Origin of the sequence: Pseudonocardia broussonetiae (assembly GCF_013155125.1) — a bacterium.
Taxonomy (GTDB): domain Bacteria; phylum Actinomycetota; class Actinomycetes; order Mycobacteriales; family Pseudonocardiaceae; genus Pseudonocardia; species Pseudonocardia broussonetiae.
In genome coordinates this window covers 5,643,819-5,667,138 of the sequence record NZ_CP053564.1, presented here as the reverse complement: position 1 = coordinate 5,667,138, position 23,320 = coordinate 5,643,819, and the positions used below count along the sequence as shown (strand labels likewise).

Annotated in this window: 21 protein-coding genes; 12 read left to right on the top strand and 9 right to left on the bottom strand. The window is 71.2% G+C overall.

Annotation, left to right across the window (positions count from 1 at the left end):
- The first annotated feature begins 215 nt into the window (after positions 1-215).
- The 5 genes from HOP40_RS27465 to HOP40_RS27445 all read left to right on the top strand — a co-directional run bounded on the left by HOP40_RS27465 (position 216) and on the right by HOP40_RS27445 (position 5,592).
- Positions 216-1,688: a nicotinate phosphoribosyltransferase gene (locus tag HOP40_RS27465; protein WP_240157306.1), complete on the top strand. Its 1,473-nt coding sequence runs from the start codon at positions 216-218 to the stop codon at positions 1,686-1,688.
- Positions 1,689-1,769: 81 nt separating this feature from the next.
- Entirely contained in the window at positions 1,770-2,429 is a 660-nt protein-coding gene (locus HOP40_RS27460) for an HAD family hydrolase (RefSeq protein ID WP_205346943.1), read from the top strand.
- Entirely contained in the window at positions 2,426-3,457 is a 1,032-nt protein-coding gene (locus HOP40_RS27455; RefSeq protein ID WP_240157305.1) for a ribose-phosphate diphosphokinase, read from the top strand. The genes HOP40_RS27460 and HOP40_RS27455 overlap by 4 nt, the downstream gene beginning before the upstream one ends.
- A gap of 217 nt (positions 3,458-3,674) precedes the next feature.
- Positions 3,675-4,844 carry an acyl-CoA dehydrogenase family protein gene (locus HOP40_RS27450; RefSeq protein WP_420821770.1) on the top strand — a complete coding sequence of 390 codons (1,170 nt, stop codon included), beginning with the start codon at positions 3,675-3,677 and terminating at the stop codon, positions 4,842-4,844.
- Positions 4,845-5,007: 163 nt separating this feature from the next.
- Positions 5,008-5,592 (top strand): LOG family protein, encoded by a 585-nt coding sequence (locus HOP40_RS27445; protein WP_420821769.1) that lies wholly within the window; start codon positions 5,008-5,010, stop codon positions 5,590-5,592.
- Between the two features lie 491 nt (positions 5,593-6,083).
- Here HOP40_RS27445 and HOP40_RS27440 read toward each other — a convergent pair whose 3' ends face one another.
- From HOP40_RS27440 to HOP40_RS27430, 3 genes are all read right to left on the bottom strand, one after another.
- Positions 6,084-6,305: a hypothetical protein gene (locus HOP40_RS27440; RefSeq protein WP_172163974.1), complete on the bottom strand. Its 222-nt coding sequence runs from the start codon at positions 6,303-6,305 to the stop codon at positions 6,084-6,086.
- A 278-nt stretch (positions 6,306-6,583) separates the two neighbouring features.
- Positions 6,584-7,879 (bottom strand): tyrosine-type recombinase/integrase, encoded by a 1,296-nt coding sequence (locus HOP40_RS27435; RefSeq protein ID WP_240157304.1) that lies wholly within the window; start codon positions 7,877-7,879, stop codon positions 6,584-6,586.
- Positions 7,876-8,082 (bottom strand): helix-turn-helix transcriptional regulator, encoded by a 207-nt coding sequence (locus HOP40_RS27430; RefSeq protein WP_172163971.1) that lies wholly within the window; start codon positions 8,080-8,082, stop codon positions 7,876-7,878. The genes HOP40_RS27435 and HOP40_RS27430 overlap by 4 nt, the downstream gene beginning before the upstream one ends.
- A gap of 529 nt (positions 8,083-8,611) precedes the next feature.
- Here HOP40_RS27430 and HOP40_RS27425 point away from each other — a divergent pair.
- Positions 8,612-9,502, top strand: coding sequence for an STAS domain-containing protein (locus HOP40_RS27425; RefSeq protein WP_172163968.1), 891 nt, complete (start codon positions 8,612-8,614; stop codon positions 9,500-9,502).
- Positions 9,503-9,600: 98 nt separating this feature from the next.
- Here HOP40_RS27425 and HOP40_RS27420 read toward each other — a convergent pair whose 3' ends face one another.
- From HOP40_RS27420 to HOP40_RS27410, 3 genes are all read right to left on the bottom strand, one after another.
- Positions 9,601-10,155 (bottom strand): GntR family transcriptional regulator, encoded by a 555-nt coding sequence (locus HOP40_RS27420; RefSeq protein ID WP_172163965.1) that lies wholly within the window; start codon positions 10,153-10,155, stop codon positions 9,601-9,603.
- 115 nt (positions 10,156-10,270) lie between these two features.
- Positions 10,271-10,921 carry a copper chaperone PCu(A)C domain-containing protein gene (locus HOP40_RS27415; RefSeq protein WP_172163962.1) on the bottom strand — a complete coding sequence of 217 codons (651 nt, stop codon included), beginning with the start codon at positions 10,919-10,921 and terminating at the stop codon, positions 10,271-10,273.
- Entirely contained in the window at positions 10,918-11,253 is a 336-nt protein-coding gene (locus HOP40_RS27410; RefSeq protein WP_172163959.1) for a hypothetical protein, read from the bottom strand. Before HOP40_RS27410 ends, HOP40_RS27415 begins: the two co-directional genes overlap by 4 nt.
- A 103-nt stretch (positions 11,254-11,356) precedes the next feature.
- Here HOP40_RS27410 and HOP40_RS27405 point away from each other — a divergent pair, with 103 nt between their 5' ends.
- A complete protein-coding gene (locus HOP40_RS27405; protein WP_172163956.1) occupies positions 11,357-11,830 on the top strand; it encodes an NUDIX domain-containing protein in 474 nt (157 codons plus the stop codon).
- Between the two features lie 31 nt (positions 11,831-11,861).
- Positions 11,862-12,299 carry a hypothetical protein gene (locus HOP40_RS35620; RefSeq protein ID WP_205346942.1) on the top strand — a complete coding sequence of 146 codons (438 nt, stop codon included), beginning with the start codon at positions 11,862-11,864 and terminating at the stop codon, positions 12,297-12,299.
- A gap of 247 nt (positions 12,300-12,546) precedes the next feature.
- Here the strand turns inward: HOP40_RS35620 and HOP40_RS27395 are convergent, their stop codons facing one another.
- On the bottom strand, positions 12,547-14,151 hold the full coding sequence (locus tag HOP40_RS27395) for a GGDEF domain-containing protein (RefSeq protein ID WP_172163953.1): 1,605 nt from the start codon (positions 14,149-14,151) through the stop codon (positions 12,547-12,549).
- 314 nt (positions 14,152-14,465) lie between these two features.
- On the opposite strand from HOP40_RS27395, the gene HOP40_RS27390 reads away from it, so the two are divergent.
- Genes HOP40_RS27390 through HOP40_RS27375 form a run of 4 tightly spaced genes read left to right on the top strand, consistent with a single transcriptional unit; the run spans position 14,466 to position 20,971 of the window.
- The gene (locus HOP40_RS27390) at positions 14,466-16,973 is read left to right on the top strand and encodes a glycosyltransferase (protein ID WP_172163950.1); all 2,508 of its coding nucleotides are present in this window, start codon (positions 14,466-14,468) and stop codon (positions 16,971-16,973) included.
- Positions 16,970-18,208, top strand: a complete 1,239-nt coding sequence (locus tag HOP40_RS27385; protein ID WP_172163947.1) for a hypothetical protein — start codon at positions 16,970-16,972, stop codon at positions 18,206-18,208. Before HOP40_RS27390 ends, HOP40_RS27385 begins: the two co-directional genes overlap by 4 nt.
- 34 nt (positions 18,209-18,242) lie before the next feature.
- Positions 18,243-19,373: a glycosyltransferase family 4 protein gene (locus HOP40_RS27380; RefSeq protein ID WP_172163944.1), complete on the top strand. Its 1,131-nt coding sequence runs from the start codon at positions 18,243-18,245 to the stop codon at positions 19,371-19,373.
- Positions 19,370-20,971: a phospholipid carrier-dependent glycosyltransferase gene (locus tag HOP40_RS27375; RefSeq protein WP_172163941.1), complete on the top strand. Its 1,602-nt coding sequence runs from the start codon at positions 19,370-19,372 to the stop codon at positions 20,969-20,971. The genes HOP40_RS27380 and HOP40_RS27375 overlap by 4 nt, the downstream gene beginning before the upstream one ends.
- Before the next feature lie 18 nt (positions 20,972-20,989).
- Here the strand turns inward: HOP40_RS27375 and HOP40_RS27370 are convergent, their stop codons facing one another.
- Positions 20,990-22,438 carry a glycosyltransferase family 4 protein gene (locus HOP40_RS27370; RefSeq protein ID WP_172163926.1) on the bottom strand — a complete coding sequence of 483 codons (1,449 nt, stop codon included), beginning with the start codon at positions 22,436-22,438 and terminating at the stop codon, positions 20,990-20,992.
- Positions 22,438-23,172, bottom strand: coding sequence for a glycosyltransferase (locus HOP40_RS27365; RefSeq protein ID WP_240157303.1), 735 nt, complete (start codon positions 23,170-23,172; stop codon positions 22,438-22,440). The genes HOP40_RS27370 and HOP40_RS27365 overlap by 1 nt, the downstream gene beginning before the upstream one ends.
- Between the last annotated feature and the right edge of the window lie 148 nt (positions 23,173-23,320).

Here is a 23,320-nt window from a genome sequence, read left to right as displayed (position 1 = left end):
TCGTCCTGCCGCACGAACCGAATTCGGTCTCCAGATGAGTTGACGGTCACACTAGAAACGTTAATATGGTGTTGCCGATGAGGCCAACCCCTGGTGGTGGGTCAGTGCATACGCAAGGCTGCACGAAGGCGCAGAACCGCGGTTCCGCGCATCCCAAGTCTGTCGTGCCGTCCGACGTCGGCACGCAGGGCAGGTAGAAACGACTCTCGCGGAAGGTGGACGGGCCGATGGGCTACCTCGACAACCTGATCATCAACACCGACAACTACAAGCACTGCCACTACCCGCTGTACCCCCCGGGCACCGAGTACGTCTCGAGCTACATCGAGTCCCGAGGCGGCGACTGGCCGGTGACTCAGTTCGTCGGGTTGCAGGCGTACCTGCGCGAGTACCTGATGCGCCCGATCACGCTCGAGGACATCGACGAGGCCGAGTTCGTCACGCGCGAGCAAGGCATGCACTTCAACCGCGAGAACTGGCTCGGCATCCTCAACGATCACGGCGGCTACCTGCCCGTCGAGATCGAGGCCGTGCCGGAGGGCATCGTCCTACCGGCGCGCAACGTCCTCGTCCAGCTGATCAATACCGACCCGAAGTACTTCTGGGCGACCAGCTTCTTCGAGACCGCCCTGCTGCGTGCTGTCTGGTACCCGACGACGATCGGCACGGTGAGCTGGCTGTCGAAGATGGTGATCAAGGAGGCGCTGGCCCGCACCTCTGACAACCCCCACCTGATCCGCAACATCCTGCACGACTACGGGGCGCGCGGAGTGAGCTCCCAGCAGTCCGCCGCGCTCGGCGGCCTTGCGCACCTGGTCAACTTCGACCAGTCCGACACGGTGCCCGGCATCCTGGCCGCCAAGCACTTCTACAACGCGGGCAAGGTCTCCAACTCGGGCCCGAACTCCGAGCACGCCGGCTTCTGCGCCTGGGGACGCGAGAACGAGGCCGACGCGCTCCGGAACATGCTCGACATCTACGCCAAGGATGGTGTCGCACTCCTCCTCAGCGACACCTACGACCACGAGAACTGCGTCAAGAAGATCATCGGCGTCGAGCTCAAGGAGCAGATCCGGAACTTCCCGGGTCTGGTCGGGATCCGGCCGGACTCCGGCGACATCGTCGAGGTCACCGCGGACACCACCGAGTGGCTCATGGAGGCCTTCGGCTACGAGGTCAACTCGAAGGGCTTCAAGATCCTTCCGCCCTACATCCGGGTCGTGCAGGGCGACGGCGTGAACTTCTACAGTCTCCCGCAGGTCTACATGGAGCTCGAGCGCCGTGGTCTCGCCGCCGACAACGCGGTCTTCGGCATGGGCGGTGGCCTGCTGCAGCACTGGAACCGCGACACGATGAACTTCGGGCAGAAGGCGTCGGCGGTGTGCGTCAACGGCGAATGGCGCGACATCTCCAAGCAGCCGACCGGCGCCTCGTTCAAGACCTCGAAGGCGGGCCGACTCGCGCTCAAGTACGAGAACGGCACGTACGTCACCGTGCCGAAGGGGTCGATCCCGGAGTCGGAGAACGTGCTCAAGCCGGTGTTCCGCAACGGCAAGCTGCTCAAGAAATGGGACTTCACCGAGCTCATCGCCAACGGCGAGCGCGAGGTTCCGGAGTCCTACTACATCAACCACGTCGGACAGATGCGCACCGTGGTCAACGAGGCCGCCGTGATCGCTTCGGCCTGACGCACACCTGTCGTGCCGTCGCGGCCGGCCCCTTCCCCGGCCGCGACGGCACCGCACTCCAACCCCCCTGGAGCCCGCTCGATGACCCGGACGCACCTGCACGTCTTCGACATGGACGGCACCCTCCTGCGCGGAGCCGGCTCGGTCGAGCTCGCCCGGCACCTGGGGACCCATGAGCCGGCCGACCGGATCGAGCAGGCATGGCTCCGCGGCGAGATCACCGACGTGCAGTTCTGGGAGCAGATGCTGCCGCTCTGGGCCGACGTCAGCGAAGCCGAGATCGATGCGGCGTTCGCCGCGTCGGCCTGGATGGACGGCGTCCGCGAGGTCTTCGCCGACATCCGGTCGCGCGGCGAGCACATCGCCGTCATCTCGCAGTCGCCGCACTTCTTCGTCAGGAGGTTGGAGGCCTGGGGTGCCCATCGCACGTTCGGATCCGACGTGGTGCCGAACGTCCCGACCCGCAAGGAGCGGCTCCTCACGCTGCAGCACAAGGTCGACATCACCCTGGCGCTGCTCGACGAGCTCGAGATCACCGATCAGGAGTGCGTGGCATACGGCGACTCGACCTCGGACACCCTGCTCTTCGCACGTCTGCCCTACACCGTGGGGGTCAACTGCACCGCCCGGCTGCGGGAGAGTGCGACGGTGTGCTTCGAGGGCGACGACATCCGTGGCGCCTACGCGCTGGGCAGGGAACTGCTCGACGGCGCACGGACCGGCCGCGGGTGCCCGGCATGACGACCGACATCGCGTCCGTGCGGCCGGGGCCGACGAGCATGCGGTTCAGCTACGACAAGCGCCTCATGCTGTTCGCAGGCCGCGCCAACCCCGCTCTGGCCTCGGCGATCGCCGGACAGCTCGGCGTCGAGCTCGGCCCGGTGATCCTGAAGACCTTCTCCAACGACGAGATGTACTGCCGCTACACCGACTCCATCCGAGGCGCGGACGTGTTCATCGTCCAACCGATGTGCGGCAACCCCGCCACCGGCCTCAACGCCAACGACGCCCTGCTCGAACTGCTCGTCATGATCGACGCCGCGGTCGGAGCCAGCGCGCACCGCGTGATCGCGGTGACACCGTGGTACGGCTACTCCCGCCAGGACAAGAAGTCCGCACCGCGCGAACCCATCTCAGCCAGGCTCGTGGCCCGCATGCTCGAGTCCGCAGGCGTGGACCGAGTCCTGACCATGGATCTGCACGCCGGTCAGCTGCAGGGCTTCTTCTCCCGCCCGGTGGACCACATGACCGCGCTGATGATGCTCGCCGACCACTTCCGCGGGATCGAGGCGGATCCCGGGGAGCTCGTCGTCGTCGCACCGGATGCGGGCCGGGTCAAGCTCAACAAGCAGTTCGCCACCCGCATGGGCGCGGGGCTCGCGATCCTGGACAAGGAACGCCCCCGCCAGCAGGTCGCCGAGATCGGGCACGTGATCGGCGACGTGCGTGATCGCACCGCGATCATCGTCGACGACATCATCGACACCGCGGGAACTCTGAGGGCAGCAGGCGAAGCCGTCGTCAAGGCCGGTGCCCGACGCGTGTTCGCCGCCGCGACGCACCCGGTGCTCAGCGGCCGCGCGCACGAGAACCTTGCGGTCGCACCGTTCGAGCGCATCGTCGTCACCGACACGATCCCATTGCGCCCCGGTGTCCCCGACAACGTCGACGTCGTCTCCTGCGCGCCGCTACTGGCTGATTCCATCCGTCGCATCTTCACCGACGACTCCGTCAGCGAGGTCTTCGGCGGCAACAACCACTTGTTCTGACCACCCGAGCTGTTCCGACGAAGGGAACGTCCGTGTATCCAGCTCCCTCGATGATCGGACCGGGCCGGGGGAGGTCCGCATCGGCTACGGGGACGCTGCCACGGGGGACACGCTTGCAGCGCGCTCGCACGGCTCGGTGCTGCCGGCTCAGCGACGACGACCGTCCACCTCTGGCCGGCCACTCGTACAGACCCTCTGACACCACACCGGAGAACCCATGCCCGTGATGACGGACCCGCTGGACCTGCTGGACACCGCTTGCCTGCTCACCGAGGAGGAGCGGGACATCCAGCAGACCGTGCGCGCCTTCCTCGACGACCGGGCCCGGCCGCACATCGCGGAGTGGTACGACTCAGCGACCTTTCCCCGCGATCTGGTGCCCGAACTCGGCAAACTCGGACTGCTCGGCATGCACCTCGACGGCTACGGCTGCGCGGGCACGAACGCGGTGAGCTACGGCCTGGCCTGTCTGGAACTCGAGGGGGTCGACTCCGGCCTGCGCAGCTTCGTCTCCGTGCAGGGCTCGCTGTCGATGTTCTCGATCTGGCGGTGGGGCTCGGAGGAGCAGAAGTCCGAGTGGCTTCCGCGACTCGCCGCAGGCGAGGCCATCGGCTGTTTCGGGCTGACCGAGCCCGACTTCGGTTCCAACCCCGCAGGCATGCGCACCCGGGCGGTCCGCGACGGCGACGACTGGGTGATCAACGGCTCCAAGACGTGGATCACGAACGGTGGCCTGGCCGACATCGCGACGGTCTGGGCGCAGACCGACGACGGCATCCGCGGCTTCCTCGTCCCCCGCGGTACCCGCGGGTTCACGACGACCGACATCAAGCAGAAGCTGTCCCTGCGCGCGTCGGTGACCTCGTCGCTGCACCTGGAGGACGTCCGCCTCCCGGCGTCCGCACAACTGTCCGAGGCCCGTGGGCTGCGTGGGCCACTGGCGTGCTTGAACGAAGCACGGTTCGGGATCCTCTTCGGAGCGGTCGGGGCTGCTCGAGACAGTCTCCGCACAGCGCTGCGGTACGCGGACTCGCGCATCCAGTTCGACCGGCCGATCAGTGCCTTCCAGCTGACGCAGAAGAAGCTGGCCGACATGGCGGTCGCGCTCAACTCCGCCATGCTGCTGGCCCTGCACCTCGGTCGTCTGAAGGACCGGCACGAGCTCCGCGCCGAGCAGGTCAGCGTGGGCAAGCTGAACAACGTGCGCGAAGCGATCGCCATCGCACGGGAGTGCCGCACCGTCCTCGGCGGCAGCGGCATCTCCGGGGAGTACTCGCCGCTGCGCCACGCCAACAACCTCGAGTCGGTCCGCACCTACGAGGGCACCGATGAAGTGCACACACTGGTCATCGGCGAAGCGCTCACAGGCCAGGCGGCATACCGGTGACGACAGCCCGCGAGTGCGTCATCCGGCTCGTGGATGCGGCGCGATGCCTACGACCGTCATGGGGCCAGGTCGCATGGGCCGTCCAGCACTCGTCACGGACGTGGGTGGCAGGACCCGGAGCTCGACACTATCGAGCGCCGCATGGAGCGGGACAGAGGAGCTGATGACGATGATCACGAGCCTGTGCGTGTTCTGCGGCTCGAACACCGGCCGGGGACCGCGGTACGTCGACGGCGCCCGACGGCTCGGACGGCACCTCGCAGAGGAGGGCATCGCCGTCGTGTACGGCGGTGCGAGCGTCGGCACGATGGGAACACTCGCGGACGCCGCCCTCGAAGCCCGCGGGACGGTGATCGGTGTGATCCCCCGCGAACAGGCCGGCCAGGAGATCGCTCACCAGGGCCTGACGGAGCTGCACGTCGTGGAGTCGATGCACGAGCGCAAGGCGAAGATGGTCGAACTCGCAGGGGGTTTCATCGCGCTCCCCGGCGGCCTCGGAACACTGGAGGAGTTCGCCGAGGTCCTCACGTGGTCCCAGCTCGGCATCCACTCCCTACCCACCGGCCTGCTCGACACCGACGGGTACTACGGGCACTTCCTCGCCTTCCTCGACCACGCTGTGATCGAAGGGTTCCTCCGACAAGGCGACCGGGATCTTGTGCTCGCCGGACAGGATCCCGCGGAGCTCCTGGATGCGTTGCGAGCCTGGGCGCCTGCAGGGGATCAGCAGTGGCAGCCGGTCGAATGACCCTCGATGACCGGGGCTACCAGGCGGACGCTGCAGGTCGTGAAGGAGCGCCACCGCGTTCGGCACCGATCGGGTCGTTGCAGGACAGCCGCTTCGTGCTCGCCGAGCTCGCGACCGAGGTGGCGTAGCGCACCACGTCGACAATGGCGTCCGTCCTCAGCCTCGACGGATGGACGGCCATGGACGCACGAAGGCCAACTGGCGGTACGTCGAACTGCAGGGCCGCGCTGTCGACCGCTGCCTGCATTCGCCTGACAAGACCACAGAGATGCAGCACATCGCGGACCTGTGCGGGGACGATCGGGGCAACGGTGGGGTCGTCGTAGGCCTTGCACCACAGGACGGTCCGCGTGGTCGGAGTGTGGTTGTTCCGTGGTCACCAGACCGACGGGACGGAATGCCGACACCGCGCATCGTCGGCTGCGCAACTCCCACGCCGCCTGGGCGGTCGCCTCACCCGCCCGCCGCCGGACCGGAAGGATGTCGTCGTGTCAGGCGGCCTCGAGGACGGCTCGACCGGACGCCGTCAGACAGGCCGGCCCGATCGCCGTCGCGTCGATGAGGCCGGCCTCGGTCAGGCGGGCGCCGAGGAACTGGTCGGCGCAGCAGAGGCCGTCGACGAGCAGGGTGGGTCCGGCGAGTGCGCACCGGCCCGCGGCGACGGCCCGCAGGGCGGCGCGGTCCCGGTGGTTCAGCGTGCTCGGTGTCACCATGGCCGTGGCTCCTCTCGCGCTTTGCGTCCTCACGAGGAGGAGTGCGGGGAAGGGGCGGGAGTTACGCGTCGAGGGGTGTCGACTGAGTGACTAACTGAGTGACTAACTGAGTGATTACGGCCACGGCAGCGGGCGGACGCAGCCGGACGCACACGCACTGTGAGCTGCGGAAACAGTCGTTTCGGGCCGACGTCAGGAAGTCATCTGGTGTGCCTGGGGGTCAAGGGGTCGCAGGTTCAAATCCTGTCGTCCCGACGGTCGACACGGGCGGTTCCTCTTCACGGAGGAGCCGCCCGTTTCGTTGTTCTACCTGCTGATTCGTGCGATGGAGCCGGAGCACGTCCGGTGGCAGTCTCCACTCTGACGATCTGCCTCGCCTCAGGCTGGGGACCCCTCGGGGACCGCGGAGTGCGGAGGTAGGCAGTGAGTGCCTCTCCGGCGTCGGTGATGCTGCGGCGGTCGGGGTGCAGGTAGCGCTGCGTCGTCGTCAGCGATCCGTGGCCGGCGATGACGCGCAATACGTGCACGGGCACTCCGGCGTCCGCCATCCATGTGAGCCCGGTGTGGCGCAAGGCGTGGCGCCGGAGGTGCTCCAGGCCGAGCGAGCTCACGACCTCGTCCCAGTGGGTAGCGTCACGAAGGACGGCGGTGGTGATGCGCCCGCCACGGGGGCCGGTGAACAGTCGGGCGTTGGGCCTTCCGCCGGCGGCGGCGATGCGGTGCTGAACGAGCTCGCGGACGTCGGCGATCAGCGGCACGACCCGTGCCCGCTTGCCCTTGGTGCCCTTGTCGACGAGGCCGCCGGGTGAGGGTGTCGTCTGGCGACGGACGGTCCACATCCAGGTCCGGGTGTCGATGTCTCCGACGCGGCATCCGGACACCTCGCCGATACGCGCCGCCGTACAGGCGGCAAAGACCGTCACGTCGCCCCAACCGCGGTGCCGGTCGGCCGAACGCGCCACGAGCGCGTCCGCGAGCCTGACCAGCGTGGTCCAGTCGGGGAGCGCCAGCGAGCGGGGGTCGTCGAGCTCGTCCTCGGCCGCGCGGAACTGGTGCTGCCAACCGGTGATGCGGGCCGGGTTCCGGTCGAGGATGCCGTCCCGCACCGCCTGCTCCATCACGCGGACGAGGACGGCGAGGCTGTTCTTGATGGTGGAGCGGCTGCACTCATCGGCGATCCAGCTACCCGCGGCGCGGTCGACGGCTCCGTTGGTGATCATCCTGGGCGTGAGGTGCCCGAGCGACGGAACGACGCGTCGCCGCCAACCCGACAGGTACGGGTCGAGCGTCTTGGCCTCCAGACCGCGCAGCGCCAGCGGCATGACAGCCTCGCCGTACTCCGCGAGTGTCATGGTGGCTGTTTCCGGGTGGACGCCGCCCAGCGCGAGCCGCTGCATCTGGCCGATCCACGCGGTTGCCGGCTCCTCGGCAGCGAAGGCCTCGGACTTCGAACGTCGCCTGCCCGACGCAGGGTCGGTCCACCGGACACGGGCGCGGTACCGGAGCGGCCGATCGGGTCGCTCCTCGATCGCGCCGTGCAGCATGACGCCGAGCGGTATGCCGGGGGTGGTCACGCGGCGTTGCCCGGATCGGTGCGGTGCTGCTCCAGCCAGGCCTCGATATCGGTCCTCGCGTAAATGGTGTGCCGCGTCGAGACCCGGACGAACGGGGGCCCCTCCGGTGGGGTGGCAGTGCGCCAGCGGCGCACCGACGAGGGATCGACTCCGAGGAGATCGGCGAGCTCCTCGGTCGTGAACCACGTGTCGTGAATCTTCATGATCGACTCCAGCGGGTGGACGTGATCGCGCCCTGCGCGGCGTTCGAGCCCGATGGTCCGGATCCGGAGCGGCCTGCCCGTGGTCGTACGCGGTCGGACCGTGTCTGTCGCGTGGTCGAGCATGGGACAGCTGACGAGGGGCGTCCACCACGGATCGAGAGCTGTGGACAACTGGACCGTGTCCTGCTGGGGTCGGGCCGTGGTCGTTGTGTTGTCACGCGTGCTCGGTGGCCCGGTGTCCAGGTGAAGTCAAGGCGCGGGCGAGCCCGGCGAGGCCGTTGGCGCACAACCTCCTTCACGTCCGGCGGCGCCGGTAGAACGCGAAGTCGCTGTCACTGCGGACGGGCGAGCGCTCGCGTCCCACAGTGCCGGCCGCGCCCGGACAGTCGGCGCATCTGGGTGTGAACTGCGGGGACGGCGGCAGAGGGACAACGAGCTGCCCCCTATCACGGGAGGACGGCCCCTCGTGTCCGATGGGCCAGGCAAACCGCGAGCGGCGGCTGACGATCCGCAACCCACAGCGCGGTCGGTGCTGTCGGTCGAGGTCGTCGAAGCCGTGCCCGGTGTCCTCGTGCTCCAACCACGCGGGGACATCGACCTCTCGACCGCCTGGGTCCTCGACGACGCCCTGGACGCGGCACTCGCCTCGACCGCGCACGGTGTCATCCTGGATCGCGACGCCGTGGCGTTCCTGGCCGCGGCCGGCGTTCGGGCACTGGTCGACGCCCGGACGACCGCCTACAGACGGTCGATCGGTTTCAGGCTCGCGGGTGGCAGCTCGTTCGTGCTCCGCGTGCTGGGAGTCGTCCACCTGCGACGCCCGGTGGCCGCTCTACGAGTCCGTCGCTCATGCGCTCGTCGAGATCGAGTCGCCGGATCCGACGCTCTGAGCGAAGCGTGCGGGGCAGCGGGCGGTTTCGAACCGGCTGTCGGCGGGCATGCACCCGAAATGCGCAGGAGTTCTCTGTGTGGGCGGGGCGGAGCTGCTCCCTCGTCGTGGCGACGAGAGGGTGAGTCGCGTATGGGCGTCGATCGTGCTCACCCGGCCGTGACCGCCTCGTTCGACACGTCGCCCGGGGTCGCTCAGCAGGCGCGGATCACCGCTGCCCGCGCGGCGAGCGCGTGGGGTGTGGACGGCGACAGCGTGCGGGATCTGCTGATCGTGGTCACCGAACTGGTGTCCAACGCTGTGGAGCACGCTCGCACGCCGTCGACCCTGGCGCTGCACCTGCACGGGTCCGTGGTGCACGTCGCGGTGTCGGACGCCTCAACGGCGCTACCGGTGGTCCGTCCCTTCGACCCACGAGCCGCACGGGGCAGGGGAATGCAGATGGTCGAGGCGGTGAGTGCCCGCTGGGGTCATCGGACGACGACGCGGGGCAAGACCGTGTGGGCCGAGGTGCCTGTCGTACTCGTGTGATCCGCATGCGGAACGCGGCACAATTGCCATCGATGATGATCTGCGGCACCCGTTCCGGTGACGGGTTAGCTGGCCACGACGCATGAATGAAAGCTGGTTCACGCGTTCTGCGTATCAGCTGACACGTCGAAGGGCGCGTGGCGGCTCGCGTCCGAGAAGCGGTTGGCCCGGATCGTGCTCCGCGTCCCGAGACGTTCGCCGAACGGGTTCCCGGCCCGGCTGAAGTGGACTCCGTCCGCCCGCAGCGCTCGTAGCGCTCGGCGAACCGTGTTGCCGGAGACGCGGTAGTGCTGGGCGAGGGCTGCGGTGGTGGGCAGCTCCCCGCTCTCGAACACACCGCGTTCGAGTGCGATGCGCAGATCATTGGCGATCTGCCGAGCCAGGTGCCGGTTGACGTGTCGGTCGATGCAGCCGAGAGCCGATGTCTGGCCCGCCCGCACCTCGTCGGACCGCGTGGCCGCGCTCAGCGCCTGGGCAAGGGCGTCCACGTCCCAGTAGCGCCTTGTCGTAGGACCACGGCCGTGCGGTACGAGGCCGAGGAGTGCGATCCGGCGTCGCAGTGTCGAGGGGGCTATTCCGAGCGCGCGTGCCGCGACCGTCTCGGTGACGAGTTCCGGATGCATCCAGCTGCGGCAGGAAGGATCTTCGTCCATGCGGTCCCTTCCGCGTCGCAGTCTGAGTTGTGAACTACCCATCCTGCAGGGCTGACAACCGATGCAGAGCAGAGCGACCGCCCTGTGCCGCCTTTCCGTTGCTCCTTAGATCGGGCTAGGCGTCGTCGCCGGCTCGGGGTGGCAGGATCGACGGGTTCTCCACGCCGATCTGCAGGCGCAGTTCGCCGGCGTCGGCGAAGGTGAGCACCACCGGGTAGGTCATGCCGGCGCGCACGGGGGTGGTGAGGTCGAGCAGGGTGAGCTCCACCTCGCGGGCGCCTTCGGTGACGGTGGACGCCACCGGCTGGTCGTAGCCCGCGGTGAGCACGTTCCCGTCGGGGATGGTGGCGTCTCCGACGATGAGCCCGGATGAGGCGATCGGGCTGGACAGCGAGACCAGGGTGTCGGCGCCGCCCGGTCCGGCGTCGGTGGTGTTGACGATGGTGAGCTGCAGCGGTGCGTCCTCGCCCACCGCGTAGACCTCGTCGCCGGGCACTGCGCCGGACCAGGCGATCTGCGCGTCGCGAACCTGCAGCGACCCCACCGCTGCGACCGATCCCGGTGAGGACGTCAGTTGGTTCGCCGTGGCGGCCTGCTGGCCCGCGCCGCAGCCGGTGAGTGCGGCGGTGCAGCAGATCACCACCGCGACGGATGCGCGGTGACTCGGGGTGGTTCGAATACTCCGCATGGCCCGTGCGTACCCAGGCAGTGTCGCGCCGCATCGCCGCAGGGCGGGGAGCTCGGTGCTTCGTGTCCGGATCGTCACCTTCGCCCTATCGAGCGCTTCGCACGGGGTGCGATGTCCTTGTGTCCCCATTCCGCGGCTCGGTAGTGGCAGGCGATGATGGCCATGCGGTGCAGTCGGCGGAAGTCGCCGAGGACGAACGCGTAGCGGCGTTTCGTCTCCTCTGCCGCGCCGTCGGTGAGGCCGAGGTGCCAGGCGCCGTACTCCGCCCAGCTGTGGTTCCTGAGGTACCGGGTGCCGTCAGCGGCGCGGGGCTGCACCTCGCCCCAGTTGCTGCGCAGCACGTACCGGCGGGCGCCGATGAGCGCGTGGGCGTGAGCGAGGGCGGCGTCGTTGACCGTGTACTTCGCCATGCGTCCATGGTGGCGGCCGACGCAAGGCGAGGGGCCGGATCGTCACCCGGCGCGACGTCCGGTGGACGCTGCCGACCCGGCAGGCGCGCGTCAGACTGGTGGGATGCGAGAGGAGTACTACCACGACCCGGATGCGCCGACGTCGAACTCGTTGGCGCCCAGCGCGTTCGCGGTCGTGCGCGACGACGCCGGCCGGGTGCTGCTGGTGCGCCGGGCCGACAACGGGCACTGGGAGCTGCCGGGTGGGCGGGTCGACCTCGGCGAGTCCGCGCCGACGGCCGCGGAGCGGGAGGTGGCCGAGGAGAGCGGGGTGACGGTGAAGGTGACCCGGCTGGCCGGGCTGTACACCGATCCGGGGCACATCATCGTCTACCCGGAGTCAGGGGAGGCGCGCCAGCAGTTCGCGGTGTGCTTCCACGCCCTGCCCGTCGACGGCGAACTACATCCGGACGGTCACGAGACGTGCGAGGCGGCCTGGGTGCCCGTCGACCGGCTCGACGCGCTGGTGATGCACCCGACGATGCGCCGACGCGTCATCGACGCCCTCAACGAGCCGAACGTGCCGCATTTTCAGTAGCACGTCTCGGGCAGGCGCGGACGACGATCTGGTGATCAGACTGGAGACTCCGTGGTGGTACGTGAGAACTTCCGGGAGTACCTGGAGCAGCTGCTGCGCGAGGGCTACAGCGTGCGCCACGACGAGCACCTCGGACCCTGACCTGATCGACCCCAGTGGGGATCCCGTCGAGACCTGGCGTGAGGACTACCCCTACGACGAGCGGCTCGACCGCGACGTCTACGAGGAGCAGAAGTACCAGCTGCAGATCGAGCTGCTGAAGTTCCAGTACTGGGCGCAGGACACCGGCACCAGGCACGCGGTCCTGTTCGAGGGGCTACGGCAGATCGCGACACAGATTGACAGATCGAGGTGGGATACCCGGGATGGTGAAGCAGAGCTCGATCAGCTCCCACTGCGCGTCTCCAACCGACCGCTCCACACACACGATCGCTTCGCCGTCGACGACCATGATCAGCAACAGTCGTAGCTCCGGACAGGACCGACACGCCAGCTCCTGAGACAGCGTCTGAGGACCACTGCCCGGTCTGCACAGTCAACCGGAGTCGTCGCCGAGCCGAGGTCGGCCGAGGTTTCCCTCTACCTGGGAGATCCGGGCACTGCGGCGCTCAGGGCTGTCGGAGTTCGTGCTGTTCGTCGGCCACGATGTCGAGATCCGCAGGGCCATCTGCTCGACCTACGCGGTCGGGTCGATCAACGCCCGCTACCAAGGCGGTTCATCGATGACGGGCCGGGACCGGCCAGCCACGCATGGTGGCCTCACGACGCCGACCGTGCGGATGAACCCAGTCGACCGGGGTCGCTGTGGCCAGATCTGCGACTGCGACGCCTGCCGGGGTCTTCTTCGCCCGGTACATCGCTCGGTCAGCCGCACGCAGCAGCTCCGCCGTGGTTGTCGTGGAGGGGGTGCTCGTGCTGATGCCGATGCTGCCGTGAACCACGAGCCCCTCCGTGCGAGCATCTTCGACGGGTACGGACAGGGCCTCGTGGATGCGGTGGGCGATGCGGGTGCCCACCGAGGCGGGGGTGGCGGGAAGGAGCGCGACGAACTCGTCGCCGCCGAGGCGGGCGAGCAGGTCGTCGCGGCGCATGACTCCGGTCAGGCGGTCGGCGACCTCGACGAGGAGCCGGTCGCCCGCCTCGTGTCCGCGAGTGTCGTTGATGTCCTTGAACCCGTCCAGATCGAGCAGCAGCAGCGTGACCGGTGTCGCGTCGGGGTGGTCGAGGAGGCGGACGCATTCCTCGTGCAGGCCTCGGCGGTTCGCCAGCCCGGTCAGAGGGTCCGTGCGTGCTTCGCGGCGGGCCTGCGGAAGGGCGCGCAGCTCCTGGACCGTCACGACGGTGCGCGCGGTGGCGGTCAGGATGCAGGCGCCTGCAAGCACGCCTGCCAGGACGGGCAGGTCGTGGCCGAACCCGGCGAGCAGCACGCCGAGGGCGGCGAGGTTGGCGGTCATGGGCAGGGCCACCGCGTACCACCCCACCGGGTGGCGGGGACCGGCACCGAGCGGCGGGGTGTGTTCGACCGGCTTGTCCCGCATCCGCGCGGCCACAGCAGTGATGGTGACGGCGAGCAGCCAGACCAGGTCCAACGGCCCGCCCTCCCGATAGTCGCCGGTGATGTCGAGCAACAGGTAGGCGGTGTCAGCGCCGAGGTTGAGGGCGAGCCCGACGCCGAGCCAGCCCAACCGGGCGTCCATCCGCAGCCCGGTGATTCCCGCCGCGGTGAGCAGCACGATCAGCAGTGCCAGATCCGCGACGGGGTAGGCCAGCACGGTCACGACCTCGGCGCTGACCGCTCGACCGAGCTGCAGCAGCGGCGCGAGGAGGAACGCGCCGGCGACCGCGCCGGCGCCGAAGCCCACGACGAGGCCGTCGAGCCACACCGCGGCCACCGGGCGGACACGGGCTCGCAGCAGAAGTACCACCGCGACGTTGACCAGCGGATAGAAGGCGAGGTAGAGCGCGTCGCTCACGGACGGTACAGCTGTGAGCAGGCCGGAGGAGACGAAGAGCGAGAACCAGATGTTGCCCGCCGTGGACAGCACCAGCCCGAGAGCGATCAGCCGCCAGGCCCACCGCTCACCCGACGTCGCGGCGTGAGCCCACCAGCACAGGCCGGCAGCGCAGACGTACAGGACGTTGTAGAGGATCACATCCGGTACGAAGCGCGACGAAGCGCCAGGAGCAACCGGTAGATGGGCGGCGTACAACAGGAGCGATCCGATGAGCCCGACCCACAGTGTCCGCAGTCCGACGCGATGGGGAGTGGGCGTGGCGACATGGCGGATAGATGACAGGCGGCGGCGATGCTTCGAAGCCATCGCACCTCCCGATCCCCGACGCTGCAGTCCGCCTGACAGTCAAATTCAGCCACGACAACGGCCTCGGCCATCGCTCGGACATGATGAACCGCCGGGGCGCCGGCGCCGCTGCCGACACTCGGCTGCAGCGCGTCCGGAAGGGTCGTCAGCGTTGCTGCACGTACGACATACGCGGCCTCCCACTCCGGTCGGGTCGAGGGGCCGGTCCTGCGAGCGGAGTTGCGGCGGTGAACGATGGCGTCCGTGACGGGACGCTACGGCTCGGCGGCTGGGTGACGACGACTGGCGGTCCGCGCGCCACGACGGTGTCGCTCGTGGGCGGGGCGCGGTGGTTGACAGCAGCGACGGTCGGCGTCGGGCTGCTCAACTACCTGTACTCCCTCGGCCTGACCCGAGCCCTCGACGTCGAGGACTTCGCCGTCTTCGCCGCGGGACAGGCATTGCTGCTCACCGCGGGCTCGGTCGCCAACACCTCTGTGCCGTGGGTGCTCGCACAGGCGCTGGCCGGGGCGGAGACCCCGCTCGAGCGGCGGCGGGCGGTGACGTTCGCGCTGGCCATGAACACGACGCTGGCGGTCGGCGGCGGGGGTGTGCTGTTCGTCATCGCCTCGGCTTTCGCGCCGCCGGGGCCTGCGCTCGTCGTCGCCGCCGCGGGCGGGCTGGTGTTCCTGTCCTCCACCACGTCGGGCTTCTTGCAGGGCGGGCAGCGGTTCGCTCTGCTCGGCGTCGTTCGTACCGGCGATGCCGTGCTGAAGATCGTGGCCGGGCTGATCCTGGTCCTGGCGGGGCTCGGCGCGACCGGAGCGCTCGGTGGGTTCGCCATCGGGTCGCTGCTCGTCATCGTCACCGGTGCGTTCCTGATGGGGTCCGACCTGCGCCCGGCGGCGGGCGCTCTGCGACTCGGCCGCCTGTGGCGCTCCGCTGCAGGGGTCGCGGGAGTCCAGGTGCTGGTGTCGGCGCTGGCGACGGCCGACCTCGTGCTGGTCGCCGTGCTCGCCGACGACGCCGGTGCGGCGAGCTACCAGGCCGCGATGATCCTCTCGCGGGTCCCCCTGTTCCTCGCCGGCGCTGTGGCGGTCGCCGTGTTCCCGATGCTCGCGCGGGACGAGACGGGCGGCGCCGCGCTCGTACGCACGGCGCTGCGGCTCTACCTCGCGCTCGTTCTGCCGTACACGGTCGCGCTGCTCGCCATGCCCGGTGAGCTCGTCGGGCTGCTGTTCCCGCCGGAGTACCGCGCGCTGGCCGCCCTCCTGCCCGTCACGGCGGTCGGGGGACTGCTCATCGGTGCGGTCAACCTGACGACGACCGCGTTCCAGGCGCAGCGTCGCTTCGCCTCCGCGGTCCGCGCCCAGCTCGCCGGGCTGGCTGTCTACGTCGGCGCACTGCTGCTCGGCAACCTGTGGGGCGGTGTCCTCGGTCTCGCGGTCGGGGCGGCGGTCGGGGCCGCCGCGACTCTCGTGCTGCTCGTCGTGTCGGGGTCCGCGGTGTGGCCGCGCGCCTTCCGCCCGCCCGCGGCCGTCCTGCTCGGGTGCGCCCTCCTGCTCGTCGCCCTCCTCCTCCTGCGGGAGCACCTCCTGCTCTGGCTGGTCGTCGCCGGTACAGTCGGCGGACTGAACGCCCTTCGGGTGCTGGGGCGGATGCCCCGGGGTTCACAGGCCCTGGCCGATCGAGCGGCGGAAGGGAGTGCGCCCGTGGACGAGCGGCCGCGCCTGCGCATCCTGCACCTCGGGTTCGAGGACTGGCGGAAGCCCGGCAGCGGCGGCGGTGCGGTGCGCACCCGCGAGGTGAACGCGCGGCTGGCCCGCCGGCACGACGTCACGGTGCTGGTGAGCCGCTACCGGGGCGCGCGGGCACGGGTCGAGGACGGCGTCCGCTACGTACCGGTGGGACTGGCCCTGGGGTACTGGGGTGGCATCCTCAGCTACTTCGCCGCCCTCCCGTTCGCGGCCCGCCGCCGGGCCGCGGACGTCGTGGTCGAGGACTTCGCCGCCCCGATCGGCAGCGTGCTGCCCGCGATCTGGTGCCGTCGCCCGCTCGTCGCGGTCGTGCAGTGGCTGGACGCGGAGGGCAAGTCGCGGCAGTACCACCTGCCGTTCCACCGGGTCCAGGCCGCAGGGGTCCGGCGCCACGGCCGGTTCGTCGCGATGTCGGAGGACCTCGCCGAGCGCCTGCGCGAGGGCAACCCGTCGGCGCGCGTGGAGGTCATCCCCAACGGGGTGCCCGTCGAGGCGTTCTCGGTCGACGTGCCCCGCGGGGACGACGTCGTGTTCCTGGGTCGGCTGGAGATCGCGCAGAAGGGTCTCGACATGCTCGTCGAGGCCCTCGGACCCGTCGTCGACCGCCTTCCGGGGCGGATCGTGCTCGCCGGCGACGGGCCCGACCGTCGCGCCGTCGAACGACTCGTCGACCGCGCCGGTATCGGGCATCGGGTGGTCTTCGCGGGACGGGTCGACGGCGCCGACAAGCTGCGCCTGCTGGCCGGCGCGCGACTGGTCGTCATGCCGTCGCGGTACGAGACCTTCGGGATCGTGGCGGCGGAGGCGCTGGCTTGTGGAACGCCCGTCGTGGCGTTCGAGATCCCCTCGCTGCGCGAGGTGGTCGTCCCCGGCGCGGGCGTCCTCGTGGAGGCGTTCGACGTCACCGCGTTCGGCGAGGCCGTCGTCGGGCTGGCAGGCGACACCGGACGGATCGCCCGGGCCGGCGCGATCGGGCGCGAGCACGCCCGGCGGTACGACTGGGACGAGGTGGCCGAGCGCCAGGAGGCGGTCTACGTGGCAGCCGCCGGTCGGCCCGCCGTCGCTGCTCCGCCGGAGCGGCCGTGAGCGACCGCGGCTGGACCCGCCGGCAGGTGCTGGGGGCCGGGCTGGTCGGTGCGGGGGTGCTCGCGGTGGGCGGCGTCGGCCGCTCGCTCTACACGGGGCCGACCCGGCCGTGGGACCCGGCGGCGCTGCCCCGGCCGGTGTTCGGACTGCTGCAGGCCGACCCCGCCCGCTACGAGGAGCTGCGGGAGGCGGGGCTCGACGCCGTCACCCTCTCGCTGACCTGGAGCAGTGCCGAGCCGTCCGGCCCGGGCTTGGATGAGGTGTACCTGCGCGAGATCGAGGACCGGCACCGCCGCGCCCGCGACGCCGGCCTCCAGGTCGCGCTCGGCGCGGGGCTGCAGTACCCACCCGCATGGGTCGCCGACCTGCCCGGCTCGCGGTTCGTGGACCAGGACGGCCGCGAGTGGACCGGCGGGTCGGGCGACGACGTGGTGGACGCCGTCTTCAACCCCGAGGTCCGGGCGGCGCAGGAGGGTTACCTCCAGCGGCTCGGCGAGCGCCTCTCCGCACTCGAACCGGCCGGGATACGGGTGGGCGGGCTGACCCGCGGCGAGCTGCACTACCCGACGGGCGGCCGCGACGAGCCGCGCAACACCTTCTGGGCCTTCGGGCCGGCTGCGCTCACCGCCTCACCGCTCCCCGGCTACCGCCCCGGCTCGGGTGCGCCCGACGACGCTCGGGTGTTCCTCGACTGGTACCTCGACGCGCTCGCCGGCTACGGGCGCTGGCAGCTCGACGTCTACCGCCGGTACTTCGGCCCGGAGCCCCGGCTGATCGTGCTGCTCCCCTCCTGGGGCGTGCGTCCCGGTGAGGTCGACGCCGCGGTCGCGGGCGGGCTCACCGGCACGACCCCGGGCGAGCGGCGCGACTCCCTCACCCAGGGCGTCGACTGGGAGCGCCAGCTGCCCCTGCTGCGCGAGGTCGAGGGCGTAGCGGTGTGCAGCACCTGGTTGGACCCCCCGGACCAGGGCGCCGACGACGGCTTCACCAGTCCCGGCGTGTACCTGGCGGGGCTGGCGCGCCGCCACCGGCTGGGGGTGTGGGGGGAGAACACCGGCGGCAACGACGCCGCCGAGCTCCGCCGGTGCGGCGACCGCGTGCGGGACCTCGGCCTCGAGGGGATGTTCTGGATGGGCGGTGAGGACCTCGGCGAAGACGGGAACGCCACCCTCGAGGACTACGCGGCGCTCGTCGAGCGGGACGACTGGCGGCCTCCGCCGCCCTCCCCGTACTGACCACTCGATCCATCGACCAGCGAGGGAACCGCCGATGACCGCGGACCGCAGGCGTGTGCTGCTGTTCACCAGCCACCCGATCGACGCGCGCGACGGCGCCGACAAGGAGCTGTCCGTCGCGATCGCCTCCGGGCTGCCCGAGTTCCGGTTCACGTGGTTCGGGCGGGTGGGCGGCCGCGGCCGCGAGCCGCTCTCGGGCGGGCGGCGCATCCCGCTGCTGTCGCCGTCCGGGATGCCGGGACGGGCGGAACGGGCTCAGGCCGCGGCCTGGGCGCTGGCCCTGGAGCCGCGCAGCGACCTGCTGCACGCGGTGATGACGATCGGGCCCGCGTTCGGTGCGTTCACCCGGATTCGCGAGCGGGTGCTGGGCGGGCGGCGCCGGCCGGCGCTGCACACCGTCCCCGCTGTCGAGGATCCCGCCCGGCTCGCCGGGGTGACCCCGCTCGGCACGACCGTGGCGCTGTCCCGTTCGACCGAGCAGATGCTGTGCGACGCCGGCTTCCCCGACGTCCGACTGATCCCGCCGGGGATCGACCTCGACCGGTGGTCCGCCCGCCCGCGTCCGGCCGGACGGCTGCCCGTCGTGGCGTTCGCCGGGCACTACGACCCCGGCGGCGGTGTGGACGAGTCGGTGGCGGCGCTCGGCTCGGTCGCGAGCAGCGGACGACCGCTCTCCGCGCTGTTCCTCATGCGGCCCCGCCCGGGCCAGGACGAGGACCGGGAGGCCGAGCGGCTGCGCGAGCGGGCACGTGCGGCGGGGATCACCGACGTCGTCGTGCAGGGCCGCACCCCCGACATGCCGGCGGCGGTCGCCGGTGTCGACGTCCTGCTGCTGCCGGCCCGGCACTTGCACGGCAAGGCCGACGTCCCGCTGACGGTGCTGGAGGCGATGGCCACCGGGCGTCCGGTGGTGGTCAGCGACCTGCCGCAGATGGCCGCTCTCGGTTCCGCCGCGACCCGCGTGCCTGCCGGCGACGTCGCGGCGCTGGCCGGGGCCGTCCTCGATCTGCTCGATGGGCCCGGCCGGTGGGACGCGATGGCGCAGGCCGGCCTGGACCTGGTCCGCCGGGAGTTCTCCGCCGACGGCATGACCGCGCGCTACGCCGCGCTCTACGAGGAGCTGCTGGCTCCGCGAGCGGCGTCCGGGGCGACGGAGGCGCGGTGACGGCGAGGGGAGACGCACCGGCCGGGCCGGCCGTGGAACCGCGCGGCGCGCCCTCTCGGGGGCGGAGCTCTGCCGCGGTCGGCGCGGCCGTCGCCCTCGCGGTGGTGGTGCTCGCGGGCGCGCTGCGGCTGTGGCGGGTCAGGGAGTCCTACGAGCTGTTCATCGACGAGGTGACGTACGCCGAGATCTCCCGGACCGTCGCACTCGGGCAGGGCGTCCTGCTCTACGGCGAGCCCTTCTTCCTGCATCCGCCTGCGCTGTTCGGCACCCTCGCACTGGCGATGACCTGGATCGGGATCGACGCCGACATCGCCGCGCAGGTCGTCGCGCTGCGCCCGGTGCCCGCGGCGATCGGGGCGCTGACGCCCGGGCTGGTCGCGCTGCTCGTGCACCGCGTGACGCGCTCGACCGCCGCCGCGGCCGCGGTCGGGGTGCTGCTGGCGCTGGAGCCCTTCCTCATCCGCTTCGACAGTCGCGTGCTGCTCGAGGCGCAGGCGATGGCTGCGGCAGCGGCGGGCTTCCTCGTGCTGCACATCGTGGTCGAGCGGGAGCGACGTGGCCGCTCCGCAGTGGTGGCGGCCGTCGCCGCGGGGCTCCTGCTGCTGGTCTCGCTGCTGACGAAGGAGACCTACGCGTTCGTCGGCGTGCTCCCCGTCGCCGGGCTGCTCGTGGCGGGCACGCCGGTCCGCCGCGGCACCTCCGGCCTCGTCCTCGGCACCGCCCTCGCGGGCTACGCCGCGTACGTCCTCGCTCTGGTGTTCGCGGGGCAGGCCGGTGAGTGGTTCGCCCAGAAGACCCGCGGTGTGAGCCGCCTGCTCGGACTCACCCAGATCACGGGGTTCAACCAGGAGGGTGGGGTCGGGCTCGTCGAGCGGGTGCTGGCCAACCTGGCCTCTTTCGCGGTGACCTATGCGGTGATCGGGCTCGGGCTGCTCGCGCTGGCCTGGCTCGTCCTGCGCCTGCGCCGCGACGACGTACCCCACGACGTCCGGCCCGGCGTGGTCCTGCTGGTGGCGTGGTCGGCCGGGGCGACGGCGCACCTGGCGTACGCCGTGACGCTGGGGACGCTCGAGGAGCAGATGTTCTACCTGCTCGTGGTCACCGCCGTGCCGCTGGTCGCGACCGCGGGAGTGCTGCTGGTGCGGCCCGGCGAGCCGGCGGCCCGGCACCGCTCGGGGCGCCGGTCACCCGCGCTGGGGCGACGGCTCGGTGCGGCGCTCGTCGCTGCGCTGGTGATCGCGGTCGGCGTCGACGCGGTGGTCTGGTGGCGGGTGCACACCGTCCCGGACGACGCCTACGGGCGCTTCCTCGCCTGGGCCACGGTGGAGCTGCCGCAGGGCAGCACGCTGGCGGTGACCGACGAGACCACCCAGTTCGTGCTGCGGGAGGTCCGCGTCGGGCGCTGGGAGACCGGCGCTGAGCTGCGCGACAACGACGTCGAGTACGTGCTGCTCGTCTCTGAGCTCGTCCGCCAGGGCTACAGCGACGTCGACGAGGAGTTCCTGCGGATCGCGGAGCAGGGGCCGGTGGTGTTCCGGTCCGAGGGGCGCAGCCTCGGAGTGATCACAGTGCGCGACATCCGCGGGGCGACCGGCTGAGCCGGCACCCCACGGACGTCAGACGCCCGCCGCGTCGGTCACGGGGTCGATCAGGGGAGCCACCGGGACGCCCGCGGGACCGGCGAGGAGGTCGTAGCGGTCGGCCAGGCGGAGCTCGGCCGAGTCCACGCCCAGTCGCTGCAGCGTCCCGGCCGCGTCGACCTCGTCGCACCCGTGCAGGAGCAGGCTGACCACCTCGCCGTCGTCACGCGCCTCGTCGGTGACGCGGAGCCCCGCGCCAGTCCAGCCCGCCGGGCGGCGGAACCGGGCCACCGTCGTGATGTCGGACCGGGCGCTGCGGTCACCCGGAGCAGGTGTGCCGTCGGCGGCCTGGACCAGCACCGCGGCGAGCAGGCCGGCGCTGCGGTCCCACGTGAAGCAGCGCGCCCAGGTCTGGCACGCGTCGGTCACGCGCTCCGCGGCCGACTCGTCGGCGAGCAGCCGCAGCGCCCGGATCATCGCCTCGCCCAGCTCGCGTTCGTCGTCGACCAGCCAGCCCGTGCTCCCGTCGACGACCGAGTCCCGGATCCCCGGGACGCGGACGGCGACCGTCGGGACGCCGAGGCCGGCCGCCTCCACCACCGAGCACCCCCAACCCTCCGCGGCGGAGGTCACGGTCGTGAGCCAGGCCCGGCCCAGCACCTCGTCGCGCACGGCGTCGGGCTGGTACCCGTGGAAGGTGACCGTCCCGCCGAGCCCGAGCTCGTCGGCCATGGCGCGCAGGCGGGGCAGTTCGGGCCCGTCGCCGACGACGTCGACGCGCAGGCCCGGCACCGCGGCCGCCACGGCCACGAGCTGCTCGAGCAGGAGGTCGATCCGCTTGTGCGGGACGAGCCTGCTGACCACGGCGAGGGTGGGGTCGGGGTCGCGCGGGCCCCGCACGTCGGGCACGGGCGCGGTGCCGTTGGGCACGACGCTGATCGCGCTGCGGAACCGCAGGCGCCGACGCAGCTCCTGCCTCGTGGAGGGAGAGACGGCTGCGATCGGACGCAGCCCGTAGACGCGCCGGGCCGCGCGGCCCTCCAGGAACCGGCCGACCGCGGCGAGCACCGGCCCGAAGCGAGTGGCGAACTGGTCCTGGTGCACGTGGTGCACGAGCTGCACGATCGGCACGCCGGTGGCGACGAACAGCGGGGAGAAGAACGGGATCCCGTTCTGGCAGTCGACCACGTGGTCGACGTCGCGGAAGCGGCGGCCCAGCAGCCTCAGGGCGGTCCGGGGATACAGGGTGAGGGCGCCGCCGGCGCGGTGGACCTCCACGCCGTCGACGACCTCGCTGCACGACGCCCCCTCGGGCTGCGCAGCGAGCCAGGTGACCCGCGCACCCGCGGCGACCCAGCGCGTCGCGATGCGGTGCATGTAGAGCTCGGCGCCGCCGGCCTGCGGGTGGCGGACGTCGCGCCAGTTCAGCACCAGGATGTGCCGGCCATCCAGCGCGGCGACAGGGGAGCGGTGGGGGGCGGACATCAGAGCGAGCTCCTCAGGCTCAGGACGGCGCCGAAGCTCGGGATGCCGTCGCGGACGGGATGGAAGGTGGAGCCGGCGTGGTCGGTCCACGCCACGGGCAGCTCGACGATCGCGCCGCCGTCACGCTGGATCTGCGCGAGGAGCTCGACGTCGAAGGCGAAGCCGGTCGTACGGCAGCGAGCCACCGCACGCTGCACGGCGCGCCGCTCGAAGAACTTGAAGCCGCACTGGGTGTCGTGGACGCCGGGGACCAGGCTGCGGGTCAGCGCCCGGAAGGCCGAGCCGCCGAGGCGACGGCCGACCGGCTGGGGCTGCACGAACCGGGCGCCGGGCGCGTGCCGGGAGGCGATCACGGCGACGGCACCGTCCTGCAGCGCCCGCACCGTCGCCTCGAGGGTCTCGACCGGGGTGGCCATGTCGGCGTCGAAGAACCCGACGAACTGGGATCCGCTCGTCATCAGCCCGCGCTGCACGGCGCTGCCCTTGCCCGGCCGTGAGCAGCCGATGACCGTGAGGTCGACGCGCCCGCGGGGGCGGACGGCGGCGCGCGCGACCGCGGCGGTCTCGTCGACGCTGCCGTTGTCGACCACCACGATCCGCGAGGTCCACGGCCGGTCGGCGAGGAAGTCGACGGTGTCGCGCAGCGTCCTCGGGAGCCGCGCCGCCTCGTTGTAGGCCGGGATGACGATCTCGACGTCGACCCGGGCGCGGCGCGTGGAGGACCTCGGGACCACGGGACAGGTCGGCCGCGCGGGACGGGGACGCGGCGCCGGGGTCCGGGGAGCGGTCGTCGTGCTCACGGTCATGGCAGGTCTCCAGCAGGGGTGGGGGGCGCAGCGAGCCGGGGAGGGTGAAACGACTTCGGATGTTCACTCGAAAGAG

Excerpts from the sequence above, each read along its gene's own strand:
- HOP40_RS27430 (WP_172163971.1), bottom strand. The coding sequence starts at position 8,082 with ATGAAGATTCACGACACGTGGTTCACGACCGAGGAGCTCGCCGATCTC.
- HOP40_RS27445 (WP_420821769.1), top strand. The coding sequence starts at position 5,008 with ATGACGATGATCACGAGCCTGTGCGTGTTCTGCGGCTCGAACACCGGC.
- HOP40_RS27380 (WP_172163944.1), top strand. The coding sequence starts at position 18,243 with ATGACCGCGGACCGCAGGCGTGTGCTGCTGTTCACCAGCCACCCGATC.
- HOP40_RS27450 (WP_420821770.1), top strand. The coding sequence starts at position 3,675 with ATGCCCGTGATGACGGACCCGCTGGACCTGCTGGACACCGCTTGCCTG.
- HOP40_RS27405 (WP_172163956.1), top strand. The coding sequence starts at position 11,357 with ATGCGAGAGGAGTACTACCACGACCCGGATGCGCCGACGTCGAACTCG.
- HOP40_RS27410 (WP_172163959.1), bottom strand. The coding sequence starts at position 11,253 with ATGGCGAAGTACACGGTCAACGACGCCGCCCTCGCTCACGCCCACGCG.
- HOP40_RS27455 (WP_240157305.1), top strand. The coding sequence starts at position 2,426 with ATGACGACCGACATCGCGTCCGTGCGGCCGGGGCCGACGAGCATGCGG.
- HOP40_RS27460 (WP_205346943.1), top strand. The coding sequence starts at position 1,770 with ATGACCCGGACGCACCTGCACGTCTTCGACATGGACGGCACCCTCCTG.
- HOP40_RS27420 (WP_172163965.1), bottom strand. The coding sequence starts at position 10,155 with ATGGACGAAGATCCTTCCTGCCGCAGCTGGATGCATCCGGAACTCGTC.
- HOP40_RS27395 (WP_172163953.1), bottom strand. The coding sequence starts at position 14,151 with ATGGCTTCGAAGCATCGCCGCCGCCTGTCATCTATCCGCCATGTCGCC.
- HOP40_RS27370 (WP_172163926.1), bottom strand. The coding sequence starts at position 22,438 with ATGTCCGCCCCCCACCGCTCCCCTGTCGCCGCGCTGGATGGCCGGCAC.
- HOP40_RS27440 (WP_172163974.1), bottom strand. The coding sequence starts at position 6,305 with ATGGTGACACCGAGCACGCTGAACCACCGGGACCGCGCCGCCCTGCGG.